We start from the raw sequence: 17856 nt of genomic DNA, 5'->3' as shown, positions 1-17856 counted from the left end.
TTATGGCAGGGCGCCAAAATCGCTCCTGCGGTAATTTTCGACCAGCGTGCGCAGCCCCTGGGGCGCGATAACCTCAACCGCATCGCCCCATTGATAGAGATGCCACGCCATTTCGAGCCAGCCCGCCGCGTGAAAGCGCACGATAAGCCCGCCATCTTCTTGCACCTCAACGGTTTGCTTTGGGTGAAAGCAGAATTCGGCCGCCCTTGCTGCGGCGTGCGGCGCAAACCGCCAGATGACCTCGTCATATTGCGCCGGGCCCTGGTAGACGCCGAAGGATTGCGCCGCATAATCCTTCAGCGAAAAACCGGGCATCAGGCTGAAGCTCTCATCCAGGGTTTGGGCGCTCAGGATCTGGTCCATCCGGAAGTTCAGAATGTCTTCGCCGCGCGCCGGCTGGCGCGCCACCAGGTAGCTGCGATGGCCCAGCAGGAGCCCGTACGGCTCGATGATCCGCTCAGGCGCATCCTCGTCCCGATAACGCAACCGCAGACGAAACGGGCCGCGCAGTCCCTCGATCACGGCATCGAGCACCGCCGGCGCCAGATTGACGCGCGGGCCGGGGCGCGTCACCGAACCCATTGCCAGCAGGACCGCCTCGACATCAGCTTCGGTGCGCAGCGCATCCTTTGGAGTCAGCCGCGCCAGCAATCCGTCGCGCAGGTCTTCAAGGGCCGCCGCGTGGCGTAGCCGGCCATCGCCGCGCGCCGTTCGTCCGGCGATCTCCAGCGCTTCGACCGCCGTTTCCTGGCGGGTCTGGAGCCGGTCGAGCATGGTGTCGGCGACACGCCAGCGCCGCCGACGGTCGTCGCCATCCACCGCCTCAACATTGGTGAACACGGTCTCCAGCGCATCAGTCATGCGCTGCGCCGTGCGATGCGAAACGCCGAATTCCTCGCAGATCTCATCAAGGCCGATTCCCGTCCGCCGCGTGGCGGCCAGACGCGCCAGCCTGATCAGGTCCTGAGCCTTGGCGAACGACATGATCCAAATCCTGGTTACAGACTATGTCAGATATTGACACCCACGCACGCTATGGCTGAACGTGCAATCTGTCGAGATGCAAGTCTTGTTGCAGGTTGCGTTCGACGAGGGGGCGGTAATGCGAACTATTGAGGGGGATCGGATACTCTTGTCCGCATCGGATCTGATGCGGTTCATGGGCTGCGCTCACGCGACCAGGCTCGATCTCGCCTATATGCATGGCAAGGGGCCAGTGCCGCGCGAAGATACCGAGGATGCCGCGCTGCTCCAGAAGCAGGGTGATGCCCACGAAGCTGCTCATCTGGCCAAGCTCAAGGCATCGGATGTGTCGGTGATCGAAATCGACCGGTCCGACCTTGCCGAAAATGCGCAGGCAACCCGGGCGGCTTTGGCAAGCGGGCCGCAGATCGTCTTTCAGGGGGCGCTGCTGGGCGACAATTGGGGCGGTTGGTCGGACTTTCTCGAGCGCGTCGAGCGCCCGTCGGATCTCGGTCCCTTCAGCTACGAAGTCACTGACACCAAGCTCAAGCGACGGCCCCATCCCAAACATGTGCTGCAACTGGTGCTCTACTCGGATTTGCTGACCGAGATCCAGGGCATCGCCCCTGAATTTGCCCATGTCGAACTCGGTGATGGCAGCAGAGCGCAGCTACGGCTGGCGGACTATCAGGCCTATGCGCGCATGGCGCGTCAGCGGCTCGAGGCTTTCCTGGAAAACCCGGCGCCGACCCGGCCGATCCCTTGCGCCGATTGTGGACTGTGCCGCTGGGGTGAACACTGCGAAAGCCAGTGGCAGGCCGAGGACAGCCTGTTCAACGTCGCCAATATTACCCGGACCCAGGTCAAGAAACTCGAGGCGGCTGGCATCACCACCATGGAGCGGCTGGCCGGGCTCGATCATCCCATCCGCGGCATGGCCGAGACCACCCGGGCGCGGCTAGTGACACAGGCGCGCCTGCAGCACGCCCGCAAGACCGGGGCACCGGCCTTCGAGTTGCGCGAGGCCGAACCCGGCAAGGGCTTTGATCTTTTGCCCGCGCCGCAGCCGGGCGATCTTTTCTACGATATCGAGGGCGATCCGCACTACGAAGGTGGCCTCGAATATCTCCACGGCGTCTGGTTCGACGGCCAGTTCAAGGCTTTCTGGGCGCATGACCATGGCGCCGAAGCGCGGGCCTTGGCGGACCTTCTGGAATTTTTCCGGCAAAGGCTCGCGGCCTATCCTGAAGCGCGCATCTATCACTATGCACCCTATGAGATCACCGCCTTGCGGCGGCTGACCGCACAATATGGAATCGGCGAGGCCTTTCTCGATCGCCTGCTGCGCGAGCGACGCTTTGTCGATCTTTTCGCGGTAGTGCGCGGCGCGCTGATCGGCTCGGAAGCCAATTACTCGATCAAGTCGATGGAAGCCTTCTATGGCCGGGTGCGCGAAGGTGAGGTGAAGACCGCCGGCGGCTCGGTCGTTGCCTATGAGCGCTGGCGCGAAACCGGCGAACAATCGATCCTCGACGAGATCGAAGAGTATAACCGCGTCGACTGTATCTCGACCGAGGAGCTGCGCGGCTGGTTGGTGAGCATCCGCCCCGTCGCGCCTTGGCCGATGCTGGCGGTGGATGCCGGCGACAAGGAAGTCGAGGAGGACGCCGATACGCAGGCATTGCGCGCGAAGCTTGCCGCATCCGGTCTGCCGCAGGAGCGGCAAGACATGTTGTTCAACCTCGGCCTGTTCCACAAGCGCGAGGCTAAGCCGGCACAATGGGCGGTTTTCGACAGCGCCGGCAAGGACGAGGACGAGCTGATCGACGATCTCGATGCACTGGCCGGTCTGGAAGCCATTGATCCGGCAGAACCCGTCAAACGCTCGGTGCTGCGCCGTTATCGCTTTCCGCTCCAGGAGACCAAGCTGCGGGCCGGCCGCAAAGCGACGGTCCCGGTCATCGACGGACCGCCGGCCACGGTCAGCATCGAAGAGCTCGACCGCTCCGAGCGGATCATCGCGGTCAAGGCAGGGGCGGCCAAGGCGCATCTTTTGACCGATCGCCTGACGCTCCACCCGGACTGGCCGCTCAATACGGACGTCATTGCAGGGGCCCTGCGCGATGTGATCGAGGATCAATGCGGTGCGCGCCGCCTGACCGCGCTCGATGATCTGCTCGCGCGCACGGCCCCGCGTCTGGTGACGGGACCGCGCGCCGACCTGCTCGATGGCGCCGATCCCCTGACCGGCACGATCGCGGCGATCGCCGCCATGGATGGCACCGTGCTGCCGATCCAGGGGCCGCCGGGAACCGGCAAGACCTATGTCACCGCGCGGGCAATCCTTGCGCTGGTGCGCCAGGGGCACCGTGTTGGCGTGGCCTCGAACAGCCATGAGGCGATCCGCAATGTGCTGATGGGGTGTCTTGCCGCGCAAGATGATGGCGATCCTGTCCCGGGCCTGTGCATCGGGCACAAGGTCAGCAGCGGCGAAGACGGTTATCCGGACGACTGTACCGGCGTCATCCGCTCGACGGCCAATGACGATACCCTCTGGAGCCGCGCCCATGTGGTCGGCGGCACCGCCTTCTTTTTTGCCCGATCCGAGCACGAGCAGGCGCTCGACTGGCTCTTCATCGATGAAGCCGGGCAAGTGGGGCTGGCCAATATGGTCGCCATGGGGCGCTGCGCGCGCAACATCGTTTTGGTCGGCGATCCGCGGCAATTGCCGCAGGTCATCCAGGGTGCCCATCCCGATCCGGCCAACCTTTCCTGTCTCGAGTGGATGCTGGGCGATCACGCCACCATCCCGCCGGATCGCGGCATCTTCCTGCCGGTCTCGCGCCGTATGCATCCCGATGTCTGCGGGTTTATTTCGCGGCAGGTCTATGAAGGCCGTCTCAACAGCGCACCCGATACAGCCGTCCAGGCCGTCCGGGGAACAGGCTTTCCGGAAGCTGGCGCTTTCTGGGTGCCGGTCGTCCATGAGGGCAATGCCCAGATCGCGACCGAGGAAGTGGCTGCCATTCAGGCGGCGATCGACGATCTGCTCACGGGAACCTGGACCGATAAGGATGGGACAACGCGCGCCCTTGAGCCCGCTGATATCATCGTCGTTGCGCCCTATAATGCGCAGGTCAATGCTCTGCAGGACGCGTTGCCCGCTGGCATTCGTGTCGGCACGGTCGACAAGTTCCAGGGGCAGGAAGCACCCGTCTGCCTGGTGTCCATGACCGCCTCCTCGGTCGAGGAAACCCCGCGCGGCATGGATTTCCTGTTCTCGCTCAACCGCATCAACGTCGCTGTCTCGCGCGCCAAAGGCCTGGCGCTCGTCTTCGGGGCGCCGCGGCTGCGCGAAGCAAAATGCAACACCGTTGAACAGATGCGCCTCGTCAACACGCTATGTGCATTGCCTGAATTCACACAAATCGAAGGAAGAAATCCATGAGCGACAACGACTGGTTTGTGATGCGTCCGCAGAAAGCTCAAGCCTATGGCCGCCCTGAGGCCGAGGGTTTCCTGGTCCGCAAGGGGTCAACGGCAATGCGGGAAGGCACCCCGCGTGTGAAGCGGGATCGCGAGGAGCGGGACCGGTTGGTGCGGCAGGGGGTCCTCGTGCCGGATACTGATCCGGACTTGTACCGCTTTTCGCGCGACCATCTCTTCGGCAGCTCGAGTGTCGCTGGTGGAATTGTCAAGGACGGCAATTGCAGCGGGCCCCAGAGCTGGAGCCGGCCAAATGACGGAAAGACGATCAAGGACGTATTCGGCTAGTGGTCCAATTCGTGATGTTTGGGCGAATTAGGTCCTGAGGGAAAATGGACCGCCAATAGGTTTTATGTAGAACAGATCGGACGCGCACGAAGCCATGAACCAAAAAAGGAATGCTGGAGCCGAAGAGGCGCATATGACAGGTGAGGCTTGGGCTGCGTTCATTGACGCCGAGCTTCAATCGACGTGTAAGGCGTATCTTGAGAAGCCGGCCTTTCTTTTAGGGCATTCACGCACCGAACAGCAGACTACGGCAGATTATGCCGGCCGCGAACTCTTGGAGCTTGTTCAGAATGCGGCAGACGCCGCCAGTGAAATGGGCGGCTCTGGACGGGTCCTGATCGAGGTGACGCAGGAGGCCCTTTATGTAGCCAACACCGGGCAGCCGTTCCGCAGAGGTGGTGTAGCGTCGTTAATGACCGCCCATACCAGCGACAAGCCGACCCGCGCCGCGCGGATGATCGGCGCAAAAGGCTTAGGATTTCGTGCGATCCTGAATTGGACCGAGGCCCCGATCGTCAGTAGCGGTGCTCTTGAGTTGGGATTTTCGCGAACCCATGCGCGTGCAGTGGTTGCCAAACTGGCGCGCCAGAACGCCGAGATTGCGGCCAACTTCAGCGGGGCCAATCCCAACTTGCCGCCGTTGCTCGTATTTCCTGCTGCCGGCACGGAACTGGAGACTCTCGAGTGCGGTACGCAGACCGTGGTGCAGTATGCCCGTAAACTTCGCCAAGATGGCTACGATACGGTCATTGCAGCGCCTCTCGGGAGCGCCAGTGCATTAAAGCGCGCTATCGAGCAAGCAGGCCAATTCCAGCCCAGTTTTCTTTTGTTTGTCCGGGCGCTGGAAGAGATCCGTATTCGGGTCCCGGACTGTGATGAGAAGTGCTGGATCAAAGAGTTGAAGGACAATGGCGATGTATCGCTATGGCTCGAATGTGGCCCAGATACCAGCACACAGGATTGGATCGTCAGGCAACAGATGGGATCTATTGGAGAGGGCGAGAACGAACGGGAATTCGAGCTCGCCATAGCTATTAGGAGCGATGAAACGAACAAGCCGGGCAAACTGCACAGCTTCTTCCCGACCTCTCTGCCGCTACCCTTTTCTGGCCTCTTTCACGCTACGCTGGAACTCGACTCTAGCCGCAAGACCATCAATGAAAATTCGCAGCACAACAACGAGGTGCTGGAGGCCCTTGGTCGTCTTCACGCCGAAATGTTGGCCGAACTCCGTAAATCGGCCCGCATTTCCGAGCCGTTGAACTGGCTCATTGCGCATCAGGAATTTCCCGATGCGCTGAAACCAGTTTCAGAGGCAGCGTGGCTACGGGCAAGAGACCTGCCTATCGTGCAATGCATGGATGGTGCTTGGCGTAAAGCCGTCAATGCACGAATTGGTCCGGTCCGATATGCTGAATACCTTCCGCCACGGCTTTTCGGCCAACTTGCCCGGATCAAGGCCGCCAACACCGAGGCCCTTCTTAGGCACGAACTCGGTGTGCCAATGGTCGACACAAAAGACATTATTAGTACGCTTCGGAGCGCCGATCTCAGCTTCTCGGAGCGCGCAAAAGCGATTGTGGGCATTGCGAAGACCTTTCCCGAAGACAAACATGATCGGCGTCTACTGATCGACATAAAGGGTAAGGAGATGCCTTCGACAGCCACGGCATTTCCGCCTCCCGCCGATGAAGCTAAGCGGCATGGGCTTCCCGATTGGGCAAACGCGCGGTTTATCCATCCAGAGCTTTGGTCCGAACTTCTGGCTGAGGTGTCGGGAAACGTTGTCCGCGATAAAATCCACGCGCTTAGGGGATTTCGGGTCGTCGAATATAGTGCGGAGGCCGTTATTTCGGCGATTCGCAGCAGAGTTTCGGAACTCTTAAAGAAGAACCGAAGCAATCCTGATCACCTGCAAGCAAGTTTGCTGGCTACCGTTTATTCCTTGCATGACCGGACGCGGAACAGACCACAAGGGATCTTTCGGGTGCGATGCAAAGACGGGCAATGGCATGACATCACAACCGTACACCTCTCTGAGAATTACGGAAAAGTCGGGCGAACTACGGCGGCTCTTTATTCCGGTCAGCCGGAGCTGCTCATCGGCACACCACAGGAGAATGGATTTAGCGAAGAGCCGGATGACTTGGCAGATTTCCTCGTGTGGCTGGGGATCAATCCATGGCCGCGGAGAATTACAGAGCCTTTGCCAGAGAAATGGCGTCAATCGATAGTCGACACGCTGCCTGAGACCGTTCAGGTCACCGACGGAAACACGTCGAGAGAGGTCAAGCGGTCGGACTTGTCTTGGGGCTATACGGCCAAAGCAACTCACGACACTGTTGAGGCGCTTGACCGAATTCTCAGCGGCGCACCGTCAGAAGCAATTCTGGCGTGGCTTGCCCAAGATCCGCGTCTCGACCCGCTTGTGCCCGTTCCGACCTTTGCTGTGCAGCTAGAAGCCCGAGATAATGGGTTGTCGAAGTTTCGAACATACGAGGGCACTCTGCCCAACACGGTTCATCTCGATATCCAGACGAGCGCATGGCTCGATTGCCAAGACGGCCAGCGTCACGCGCCCCGAGACACAATGATCGAACCAGGAGTTCTTTCCGCGCTGTTCCAGGCACCACGTGCAGCCAATTCGTCGAGCGAGCTGGAGTTCGGCCTGGACAAAGCTCATTGGCGGCGAGGTCTGGAGCGTGCCGGTGTCGTTCGCAATCTTGATGATCTCCCAGAACCACACGTCTACCGGCTCCTTTCTTCGCTTCCGTCACGGCAGATAAAGCCAGAGGTCGGCAGCAGGCTCTTCCTGCAAATCTTGGAGCGCGAAACATTCGATCCCGAACTTGGAGGGGCGGACGGAATCGCCTTTCGGGCCAAGGGCCAACTGCCTATCCAACTGGAAGGACGACGAGTTTGGGCTGATCGTGAGGGCGTTTACTACGCTCAGCGTGATGACTTCCCTTCGGCTGCAAAGCCACACCTGCGCCTCCTCGATCTGCCATCTCGTCGGAATGCCAAACAGGTCCTGGCACGTTTCGGTGTTGCAACCTTGCAGAAGGATGCCCTCAATCTGAGAATTTGCTCGCTGGACGAGGTGGAGGAGGGAGATTCGATAGCTCTACGTTCGCGGTTCCGTGATTCCAAGCCTTACATAATGGCGCTGCGTAAGGCTTTATCTCCCGACGGCACTCACCTGCGCCGCTTCGAAGCGGTTCAGCTCAAAGTCGCGCGCCGCGCCGAAATGGAACTCGCGATCGATGATGCTAAGATTGTAGAGGAGTTGGACCCATGGCGTCACAGCTTCGATGATGACGCGATGATCATAACGGTCGACGATTCGGGCTCTTTCGAGGAAATGATGGATCTCGGATGCCATGCAATAGCGGATGGGCTTGCTGAGCTTTTTGAGCTGCAGAGCGGCGCAGATTTCGTGCCATTCCTGACTTCTTCGACCGATGCATTGCGTCGTGCCCATCTCCAACGTGCTCTGCCTTCACTTAGCGAGGACGAACTTGCCTCGTTGATCGGTGGCGTTGATCAGGCGTTTGTTTCACCGTTTGCGCCGGACGTAGATGCCGAGACCTTGGCTTCGGGTCCTGCTCCGGCCCGAACAAATTCGCGCGGAACGGCAACCGCTTCGATGGGAGATAGTGGGGGTGATGAGCTCGATCGCGTCCCGAACCATGTATCAAGCGAATCTGACCCTTCCGAGGTGGAGCTATCCGTTCATCAGCGGCAGCCGCAGAACAATTCATCACAGGCGCGCGCGATCTTCCCTCGCCGAACGCTACGGGTCGCGGGGCCTACAGGTCACGTTCCAAGTCAAAATGGCTCTGACCCCAACCGTGCCGCCGATGCGGAGCATTGGACAGCGGCGTTCGAGCGCGCCGACGGCCGCTGGCCTCTGCTCGTTGCTCACCTGCAAGGATCGAGAGCTTTTGGGTGCGACTATCTCTCCTTTGATAGTGAAGAGGATTGCGCCGAATTCCAGAAGGATCCGGATCGGATCGATCTGGTCAGCCGGTTCATCGAGACGAAGTCCGGTAGCGTGCGATTTTCGGACAACGAGTGGGTTGCCGCCAACAATCTTGGCGAACGATATCACATATATAGGATCAGCTTTGACGCGGCAGGGCGCAGTCAAGCCCAACTGACTATTGTGCAGAATCCGTCGGCACGAGCAGAGGCAATAAGGACCGAGAGAGAGTTGTTGGTCGACAAGGTGAAGGGCCGAGAGGAGTTCGACCTAGTTGCCGTCGCCAATCCCGCAGAGGACGGGCGTTCTGGAGAGCACGTGGCCACTGTCGCTGCGACATGAGGCTGGAGAAGGCTCGACGTCAGGCCTACGGCCCCTCGGCACTTCCACTGTTGTGATCGATCGGCGTGCCGGATGGCGTCTCCGACACGCCGATCTGTGATGCGGGAGCTTGTGGTGCTTCCGCGGGGCGGCTGGACCTGATGGCGGCCAGCCTGGTGGGCTTCCTGCGGGTTCGCCGCCATTCCCACCGCCATGCTCGACCCGCCCCACAGTGCGGCGTCTCCCATGGTCCCCGCGCTTATCGGGTCCGGGTCCCCATTGGTTTGCTTCAGGCGTCCTGCTCGGCCATCGGCGCGAGCGTGTCGATCTCGGCGATCTTTTCAAACTCACCGAGATACTCCTGCCGGTGGCTGGCGAGCCAGCGCGCCACCCGGCCATTGGCCAGAAGCTTGGCAACATAGCCGCGCGCCACCGTCAGATGCAGATTGTCGACCCCATAGGTTTCTTCGACCGATTTGACCTGCGTTTGCAGCGCCGCCAGTTCGCGCTCCATGCGCGCGATCTGCTGGCCGGACGGCGTCGGTATGCCGGCGCCCTTACCTTTCTTGGCTGTCGCCAGCTGATTGTCCGGGGTCGCTGCGCGAAGGGCGCGGGCGAACGTGATCGAAAAATTGTTCTGTCCGATCATCAGGTCCGCGGCCTCGATCTGCCGCACCGCCGACATCTGCCGCAGAATGTCGAATACCTTCATCGAGCAGGGCGTATCCTTGAGCATTTCGGCCGCTTCGGGGCTGATGCCCTCGAGCAGGCGAAAGCGCCGGATCACCGATTCTACCTGCAGGTTCAGCGCCTCGGCTATATCGGTCGCCGCCACCCCGCGATCCATGGCCCGCGCGATCATCCGATGCTCCTGGATCGGCGGGATCCGGTTGACCCGCTTGTTATAGGTATAGGTGTCGTCGTCCGTGGCGATCAGGCATTCGACCTGTTCGATGCCAAGCTCTTTGAGCGCTTCGATCCGCAAATGCCCATCGAGCAGGAAATACGATCCGGTCTTGGCCGTATCGGCCATGACCGCCGGGGCTTCGATTAGCCCGACCGCCTTAATCGAGGAGAGCACCTGCGCGAAAGTTCGGCCTTCGCACGCGCCATCGGGCAGCGTCTTGAGCGGCACGATGCTTGCGACGGGTATGGTCAAAAATTGGCTTTCGAACGCCTGATGGATGCGCTCGCCAGGATCGTCGATCCGTTCAGCCATCGTGCTCTCCTGAAATCCGCATCGCCAGCGCCCGCGGCATCGTCGCCAGGCCCTCGGCTCTGAGCAGGTTAAGAAAGCTCTCGTCGGTGAGCAGGTCTTTGAGCGCCTCGACAATGAACAAGAGCCGCGTCTGCGTGAAATCGGACTTCTTGACCAGGAGCCGCTGCTTTTCCGCCTCGCGCTGATAGACCTGCATGAGATCATTGGCGGTCATCCGCCTCCCGCTGCCTTTGCGGCCCAATCGCCCCGAAGGCAGCCCCTTGCCCTGCGCGCGCATGCGCATGTCGAGCATGCGCCGCGCCGCTGCCAGCTTCTTGCCTCTGAGCTTGCCGGTCTCATAGGCGTCGAGCAGTAGGGTCTGGGCTTCCTCGCTCTCGGCCTTGGAAATCTCCATCGCCAGCGTGATCGGGATCACGCCCGTCTCCACCGCGGCGACCAGACGCTCCTCGCCGCGTTCGAGCAGCGAAGCGATCATGTTGACCCAGGACGCGCCGACCCCGAGCTTTTCGCCAATCGCCGTGTCGCTATAGCCCCGTGCGCGCAAGGCGCCGATCTCGCGCATAATGTCGATCGGACGCGGCGTGCGCCGGGCAATGTTTTCAACCAGGCTCATCACCAGGCATTGGCTCTCGCTTGCCTCAATCACCACCGCCGGGATCTCGCTCTGGCCGAGCATCTGGAAGGCTTCGAGCCGGCCTTCGCCGCAGACCAGATCATAACGCGCGCCGCCCGGACCGTTATGGCGCGCCACCGTGATCGGGCGCTTGAGCCCGATGGCCTCGATATTGTTGACGATCTCGCGGTGCTGGCGCTTGTTGCGCGCCCGCGAGTTGAGCACAGTGATCCGCGAAATCGGGATCATTTCGACACCGCTGGAACGCACGGCGGACATCAGGCAGCCTCCGGTAAGGGGATGGGAGCGGCGATGGTGTAGAGCAGGTCGAGGTCGTCGAAGCGGTAGGCGTCGAGCGCCAGCGCATTGTCTACACTCAGCCGGATCTTGTCGGCCAGTTTCTCAAGGCGCGGGAACAGGTAGTAGTCGAAGGGCGCACGATTGGCGCGGTCCATGCGCACGACCACGGTAATGTCAGGGGCAAGCGAGGTATCAAAACGCAGCTTCCAGCGCAAAAGCCCCGTGGGGGTTTCGAAACAGCGCGCGATCACCACCGAGACGCTGAATTCGCCGTTGACGATCACCCGGTCGCTCTCGTCCTCCCGCCACGCTTCGCTGCCGCTTGCCTGCAGACCGTCGAGGACCTCGCGCAGGATGCCAGGATGAAGCTGGCGCAGTTCGCGGTTAATCGCGACATAGCGATAGTCCCGCTCCGGGGTGAACCCGACCAGGCTATAGGCCCTGAGCAGGCTGCCGAAGCGTGAACTGTACGCGCTGCTCGAGGCCATGGCCTCGCATTCGTCGATGATGATCCCCGAAAGCATGCCCTGACGCTGGTACAGCTCGGCCAGGGCCTTGAGCATCTCTTCATCGCTCAAGCGGAACGAGCGCGCGGCGATGATCGAGCGTGCCGCCTCGAACAATTCGCGCTCGACAATCGCCGCGAACGCGCCATCGGCGCGGATCCACATCTCGGGCGCATTGCGCACCCGCTTCTTCTTGAGCTTGAACGAGCGGCGGTTCCAGACATTGTCGCCAACATATTTCTCATTGATCAGCAGCTGATGGACCGTGCCGCGCGTCCAGGGCCGGTCAAGATCGGTTGTAAGGCCCCGCGCATTGAGATCGGCCGCGATCACGCTTTCGCTTCGCCCCTCATGGACAAAGGCGCGGTAGACATCGCGCACCAGCGCGACCTCTTCGTCCGGCCCGGGCGTGAGGATCACCCGGTCGGTCTGGATGCTCTTGTGCTCACCGCGCGAAAGAACCCCCTTGGTCGCGCCATGTTCGTCGATCAGCGTGCGCCTCAGGCCGAACCCGGCCGGGCCGCCCTGGCGAAAACCCTTTTCGATCAGCCGGCCTTGCCCGGCAAACACCTTGGTCGAAAGCTCGCGGCTATATTCGCCGGCCATGGCGCGTTTGACGCCTTTGACGATGGTCGAGACCGGGCTGCCATCATTGTCGAATTGCTCGGCGCAATATTGCACCGCAATCCCGGCGCGCCGGCAGATATATTCGTAGTAAGCGCTCTCGTCGGCGTCCTGGAACCGGCCCCAGCGGCTGACATCATAGACCAGCACCAATGTGAAATCGGCCGTGCCGGCCTCAACATCCTCGATCAACTTCCTGAGTGCATCGCGGCCCTCGATCTTGAGCCCGCTCTTGCCAGCATCGGCATAGGTGCGCACGATCTCGATCCCGCGCGCTTCAGCATATTGCCGGATCGCGTCGGATTGGTTTTCAGTCGAATATTTCTGATGATCGGTCGACATGCGGACATATTCGGCCGCGCGCACCAGAGGTGCCAGCTCGGATCGGTCGTCGTCGTGAAGATCCCATCTCGGCAAACTTTGCCCTTTCCTGCTTTACCTGAGGCGGTCCGGGCAACCGACCGCCTCAGCACGTGGCCTCGCCACCGCTTCCGCACCTCGACCAGTTTAACTGCGGAGAGACCGGAAGATGTTGCAGAAAAAGGGCAGGAAATTACCGCCATGGAAAGGTGTTCTGGCCACGCGCCAGATCTATGCGCAAACCATGGCCGAACTGCTGCGCAAGGAGCACGGCGACAGCCACCGCGCGATCAAGCAGATTATGCGCCAGACCCATGCCAGCGAGCGCACCGTCAAACACTGGCTCTCGGGCCAACACGGTCCCGATACGGTGTTTTTCTTGCGTCTCGTGGTGTCCTCACCCGTCATTCGCGCGTTCGCTCTCGGGATCATCGAGGGACCGGTGGCCGCCAAATTGTCAGGGTCGGTCGATCGCTATGCGCTGGCGGCGGCCCGGGCCGCCTATGTCGTCGGCGAGTTTGCCGGGGGCAGGAGACCGGCGGATCACCGGCCAAATGACCCTAAAGATGACCCTGATCGCGACCCTATGAATGACCCTGATCGGGCTGAACTCAATGAGCGCCAATACTGGTTTCTGGCCAGAGTCGCCGAAGGCGACCGCTGCGGCGCCAGCGAGATCATGGCGTTGTGGCAGGTCAGCCTCAAAACCGCGCGCCGCGACATCGCCGCGCTGAAAATGGCGAACCTGATCTGCTACGTCGGATCGCGGCGGAAGGGGCGATATCGAAGAACAAGTAGTGCGCCGGAAACCCACGATCGGCCGCCCGGCGGATGAGGCCGTCATCGAGGCCAATTGACCTTCCTTCCGACCGCAGACCCGACCTTATGCGCGTCGTCGCAAGCGGGTCGCAGGATGCGTCTCGGCTCCTTCACTATGGCTGCAATCGGGGAACTGGTTGCATCCGCTGAACACCGTGCCGTTCCTGTTGCGCTTCTCGACCATCTGCCCGACCAGGCATTTGGGGCATTGACGCAGCGCTGCGCCTTCGATCGTCTCAAAGCGGATCTCGTCGCCTGCGATCTCGCACAGCTCCCGGATATAGCGGGACGGTTGCCGGCTATTGGTGATGAGATAGGCGCCCCGACTAGCGCGCGTCAGCGCAACGTAGAACAGACGTCGTTCTTCGGCATATGCGTAAGTCTCAGGACGGGGGATAACCAGATTAAGCAGTTCATCATCCTCGATGCGGCTCGGCACGCCGTAGTCGCCCTCGCTCACATCGAGTAAAATCGTGTAGTCGGCCTCAAGCCCCTTGGCCCGGTGAAAAGACATCCCCGAAACCTCGATATGGGCAAAGGCGGGCGGACGCCCTGCGAACGGATCGAGCAGATTGTACCGCCATAACACCAGAACCTTGAGCTTGGCGTTCGGCTCCTTGCGCCACTGCGCGGCCATACCGCCCAGAGCCGTGTCGAGCCGTTCGAGCAGGCGATGGCAAGCCTTGGCAAAATCGGGTCTGCCGCGCTCATCATCGATGGGAATGACCCGGATCGACCGCGCGATGGCGGGTCGTGTCGAGCGAACCGCCTTAGCGATTTGTTCCGGATTGCGCTGGACGAATTTGGCGGCCGTCTCGGCAATCAGCTGATTGCAGCGATAGGTCTGTTCCAGCCGCCCCCGCCAGCTTGCTCCGAAATTGGCCTCGAACTGCGTGAAGATCGTGAGGTCCGATCCGGCAAAGCGGTAGATCGACTGCCAGTCGTCGCCGACGGCGAATACCTTGCTGAACGCCACCTGCTGCTTGAGCGCCTTGATGAGATTGGCGCGCGGCTCGGAGATGTCCTGGAACTCGTCGACAAGAATCAGCGAATAGGGGCTCTGATAGCGGCCGGTTTCGACAAGCCGTACGGCATCGGCGATCATGGAATCGAAATCGATCCGGTCGGTCTCTTCCAGGCGGCGGGAATAGCCTTGCGCGATCGACCAGACGACCCGGGCATAGAGCTTTGCCCGCTCCTTGTCGTGCAGGGTTTTGGCGCGTTCGAGCAGCATGTCGAGCGTCAAATGGCTGGCGCGAATGTGCTTGATGCAGATCGATATGAGCTTGTGATAATGCTTGATCACCACCGGCTCGATCGCCTTGGTGATCTCGGCATAGTCCCTGCGCTCCAATGGCACGGCGCGCTGCGCCAACTCGGCTTCAAGCGTGCTCAAAAACGTTTCGCTGCTCGCCTGGGCTGACGTCGTTTCGAAGAAGTCGATGCCTTTGCGGCGATAGGCCTGCCGCTTGCTCTCGGCATGCACGGCATAGTCGGCAAATGGTGAGGTCCCATCGGCGTTGAGCGCGAAGTGCTCATGCACCGTGTCAGCCTGCGGATAATAGAAATCGGGATGGAGGTGGCGCACCGTACCATCATCGTCTTCGACTGCGATCTGCCGCTCGTATTCGAAAGCAACCGAATGCAGCCACAGCCAGTTGACGATCTTCTGCTCCTGCAGCGACTTGACGATAGTGCCGGCAAGCGAACCGATCGTGGCTGAGCCTTTCCTGAGGCGATCGGAGACATAGCGATTATAGTCGGTTTCGGTGTCGAAAACCTCGACTGGAATGTCGGCCTTGGGATGCACCACCAGCAGATCGCTCCACATCCGCGCGAATTCCGGATCGCTCTCGACCAAGGCTTGAATGATCTCTTCGATGACCTTGGTTTCGCCGGCAGGGTGCTCGACCCAATTGGCCAGTTGGGGCGGCCGCCCCTCGACCTCCTCGATAATGCCGCGTCCCAGCGCATGAAACGTCGTGACGCGGCAAGCCAGCTCGCTTTCTTCGACCTGCAACTGCCGGGCGATCCGGGTCTTCAATTCATCGGCAGCACTCTTGTTGAAAGCCAGAAGCAGGATCTCCTCAGGCCGGTAGAGCTGCTTTTCCAGGACATAGGCAACCTTGCCGACCATGGTTGCCGACTTGCCCGAGCCCGCCGAGGCGACCAGCAAATTGTTGTCCTCGAGACGAATGCAGGCTTCGCGTTGCTGATCGGACAGGGACCGCCCGTCGAGATCGTCGAAGAAAGGCCCGAATTTTTCCAGCTCCGCGGCGACAAATGCTTCATTATAGGCTTCGCGAACGCCCGGATCCGTCAGGAAGGTGAACGAAGGCGGCAGAGACGCCTTGAGCTTGGCCGGCATCATCTGTGAATTCAGGAGCGGATGCGCGAGGGCCGCCGCCGCATCGCCTGGCACGCTGGCAATCGCCCGGCCAAGATCGGCCTGAGCGAGATACTGCCTGCTGCCTTCGGTGATTTTCCGAAGCCGGGCATCGACATCGTACAAGCGGCCAGTTTCGGCACCAATCAGACCGAAGAGATGGGTATTGATGAAGGCGTGAAGGTCGGCGACCAATTGCGTGGCTGCTTCGCCCGTCAGCCTGGACAGACCATCCGTTCTGCCGCGAGAGCGGATCTCAACGCTGTGCCACAGCAGAGCCTTGCTGGCCGAAATCGACACGATATCGAGGCAGGCAAGCTCGATATCGCCATCCTGGCGCAGCCGGATGCGCCCGGATGATTTCGGATCCAGGGTCAGCTTCCATTTTCCGGAACCAAACAACCTTGCAAGAAAGCCGGGGCGGTATGTCTGCGCTCGGCTGGACAACAATTTGCTCAATGCCACATTCGATATGCCCGAACATCCAGATTCAAATGGCTGATTATCAGCAACTTGTTGAGATGTTCCAAACCGGTGGCGGGCAGAGTCTTGAATGAGCGGTTATGAGCGCCGCCGCGGAGGCGACACTTTGCCTGCTAATCGATGCGGCGCACGCGCACCGCCTTGGGCATGCCCTCGACATGCATATACCGGCCCTCGATCACCACACGCGGCCGGTACTTGTACTGATAGCGATAATAGTACTGATCCTGACGCCAGACTGTCCCGTTGGCGAGCTTGACAATGGTATCGCCGCTCCAGCCCGTCCAGGCTCCTGCAATGCGTGTCTGCATCGGCGTTGTTCTCCTAGTCGATCCGGCGGACGCGGATGCCGCGGCTCATGCCCTCGACATGCATGACGTTGCCGGACAGGGTTACCGAGGGGCGGTAGGCGTAGCGATACTCATAGTGATATTCCTCCTGGCGCCACACCGAGCCGTCGGTCAGCCGGACGATGGTGTCGCCATCCCAGCCGCTCCATTCATCCTCAATCTGCTTTCTCATCTGCTCTCTCCTGATGCATCTGGCGTCACGCTGCATTCGGCAAGCGCACGACGTCCGCGATTTCCGTGGCAATCTCTTCGACGGTGTGGGTGGCGGTGCTGCGCGCCAGTCGATCGGCGAGCGAAGCCGAGTAGCCGATCACCTCGCGTTTGGAGACGTTGTGCCAGATCGGCAACAGGATCTGCTCGCCCGATACGGCGCGGGTGACGAGCCCGTCGAGCTCGTATTCAGGCCAGCCTTTGCCAAAAAACGCCAGCGACAGCACAACCACGCCGAAGCGGCTGCTTCCAAGGCCTCGGTCGATTTTGCGGCGAAGACTGTCGCCGATCCGCAGTTCGAATTCGTCATACCAGACCGACAATCCTGTTTCGCGCAGTGCATTCGCCAGCGGTCGGACGACCTCGTCCTTGTCTTCGGACGCATGGGAGATGAAAACGTCGAACACTCGGCCATCGGGTGCCTCGGGGGGCGGCGCGAGATCATCATCGGCGTCGCGGACGAGTGTGGGGACGCTGCGCAGCGGTGCCTCGTTGATTGTAGGCAGAGGGTTGAACGCCGCACCCGGGACGACCTGAACTCCGGATCGCACCGATCCGCGAAGCCCCTGCATGTCGACGGCAACATGCCAGGTGCCGGAATGCGGTACCGGCAGCCGCACCGGAGAACGTTTGGCGAGTCCGCCGACGTAGCGATGCTGGCGCCCGGCCTTGTAGCTGCTGAAGTTCGAACCATCCATGAGACGGACGTTGGCCGCGCTTCCGCTGAGCGTCACCACAACGACACTGCCCCGTTCGACGTGCCCCAGATTATAGTGCGTGAAATTCATCGAATTCTCCCGATACCGTCATCTAGCTAGTTGAAGAGCAGATTGTTCGGGAACGTCGTGAATCGTCTGTCCTTCAATAGGGACAGGCTCGCACGGCTGGGTGTCAAAACGTGTCATCCACGTTGGAACGACCGTCCTATGAAGCTGCCCTTCACCCG

General features: G+C 60.9%; 12 protein-coding genes. 4 read left to right on the top strand and 8 right to left on the bottom strand.

The features are described from left to right. Complete coding sequence (locus tag E4A53_RS04420; protein WP_136161886.1) at nucleotides 1-984, bottom strand: helix-turn-helix transcriptional regulator; 984 nt, start codon at nucleotides 982-984, stop codon at nucleotides 1-3. Nucleotides 985-1045: 61 nt separating this feature from the next. Here E4A53_RS04420 and E4A53_RS04415 point away from each other — a divergent pair, with 61 nt between their 5' ends. The 3 genes from E4A53_RS04415 to E4A53_RS04405 all read left to right on the top strand — a co-directional run bounded on the left by E4A53_RS04415 (nucleotide 1046) and on the right by E4A53_RS04405 (nucleotide 9061). Further along, entirely contained in the window at nucleotides 1046-4411 is a 3366-nt protein-coding gene (locus E4A53_RS04415; RefSeq protein WP_239018130.1) for a TM0106 family RecB-like putative nuclease, read from the top strand. Beyond that, nucleotides 4408-4737: a DUF4357 domain-containing protein gene (locus tag E4A53_RS14765; protein ID WP_206366236.1), complete on the top strand. Its 330-nt coding sequence runs from the start codon at nucleotides 4408-4410 to the stop codon at nucleotides 4735-4737. Before E4A53_RS04415 ends, E4A53_RS14765 begins: the two co-directional genes overlap by 4 nt. A 133-nt stretch (nucleotides 4738-4870) precedes the next feature. Further along, on the top strand, nucleotides 4871-9061 hold the full coding sequence (locus E4A53_RS04405; RefSeq protein ID WP_136161885.1) for a sacsin N-terminal ATP-binding-like domain-containing protein: 4191 nt from the start codon (nucleotides 4871-4873) through the stop codon (nucleotides 9059-9061). 268 nt (nucleotides 9062-9329) lie between these two features. Here E4A53_RS04405 and E4A53_RS04400 read toward each other — a convergent pair whose 3' ends face one another. The 3 genes from E4A53_RS04400 to E4A53_RS04390 are packed head-to-tail and all read right to left on the bottom strand — an operon-like array spanning nucleotide 9330 to nucleotide 12668. Continuing rightward, entirely contained in the window at nucleotides 9330-10259 is a 930-nt protein-coding gene (locus E4A53_RS04400; protein WP_136161884.1) for a plasmid partitioning protein RepB C-terminal domain-containing protein, read from the bottom strand. Continuing rightward, nucleotides 10252-11151, bottom strand: a complete 900-nt coding sequence (locus E4A53_RS04395; protein WP_136161883.1) for a plasmid partitioning protein RepB C-terminal domain-containing protein — start codon at nucleotides 11149-11151, stop codon at nucleotides 10252-10254. Before E4A53_RS04395 ends, E4A53_RS04400 begins: the two co-directional genes overlap by 8 nt. Next, on the bottom strand, nucleotides 11151-12668 hold the full coding sequence (locus tag E4A53_RS04390; protein WP_275401794.1) for a recombinase family protein: 1518 nt from the start codon (nucleotides 12666-12668) through the stop codon (nucleotides 11151-11153). Before E4A53_RS04390 ends, E4A53_RS04395 begins: the two co-directional genes overlap by 1 nt. 238 nt (nucleotides 12669-12906) lie before the next feature. On the opposite strand from E4A53_RS04390, the gene E4A53_RS04385 reads away from it, so the two are divergent. Beyond that, nucleotides 12907-13497: a Fic family protein gene (locus E4A53_RS04385; RefSeq protein ID WP_239018129.1), complete on the top strand. Its 591-nt coding sequence runs from the start codon at nucleotides 12907-12909 to the stop codon at nucleotides 13495-13497. Nucleotides 13498-13545: 48 nt separating this feature from the next. Here E4A53_RS04385 and E4A53_RS04380 read toward each other — a convergent pair whose 3' ends face one another. The 4 genes from E4A53_RS04380 to E4A53_RS04365 all read right to left on the bottom strand — a co-directional run bounded on the left by E4A53_RS04380 (nucleotide 13546) and on the right by E4A53_RS04365 (nucleotide 17698). Next, on the bottom strand, nucleotides 13546-16326 hold the full coding sequence (locus E4A53_RS04380; RefSeq protein WP_239018128.1) for a UvrD-helicase domain-containing protein: 2781 nt from the start codon (nucleotides 16324-16326) through the stop codon (nucleotides 13546-13548). A gap of 137 nt (nucleotides 16327-16463) precedes the next feature. Further along, complete coding sequence (locus E4A53_RS04375) at nucleotides 16464-16661, bottom strand: hypothetical protein (RefSeq protein WP_028035883.1); 198 nt, start codon at nucleotides 16659-16661, stop codon at nucleotides 16464-16466. A 13-nt stretch (nucleotides 16662-16674) separates the two neighbouring features. Continuing rightward, the gene (locus E4A53_RS04370) at nucleotides 16675-16872 is read right to left on the bottom strand and encodes a hypothetical protein (RefSeq protein WP_136161880.1); all 198 of its coding nucleotides are present in this window, start codon (nucleotides 16870-16872) and stop codon (nucleotides 16675-16677) included. A 25-nt stretch (nucleotides 16873-16897) separates the two neighbouring features. Further along, the gene (locus E4A53_RS04365) at nucleotides 16898-17698 is read right to left on the bottom strand and encodes a DUF1883 domain-containing protein (protein ID WP_136161879.1); all 801 of its coding nucleotides are present in this window, start codon (nucleotides 17696-17698) and stop codon (nucleotides 16898-16900) included. Nucleotides 17699-17856 lie beyond the last annotated feature (158 nt).

Origin of the sequence: Sphingomonas flavalba (genome assembly GCF_004796535.1) — a bacterium.
GTDB classification, from domain to species: Bacteria; Pseudomonadota; Alphaproteobacteria; order Sphingomonadales; family Sphingomonadaceae; genus Sphingomonas_L; species Sphingomonas_L flavalba.
The sequence above is the reverse complement of the archived record's forward strand: the minus strand, read 5'-3'. Positions and strand labels throughout refer to the sequence as shown.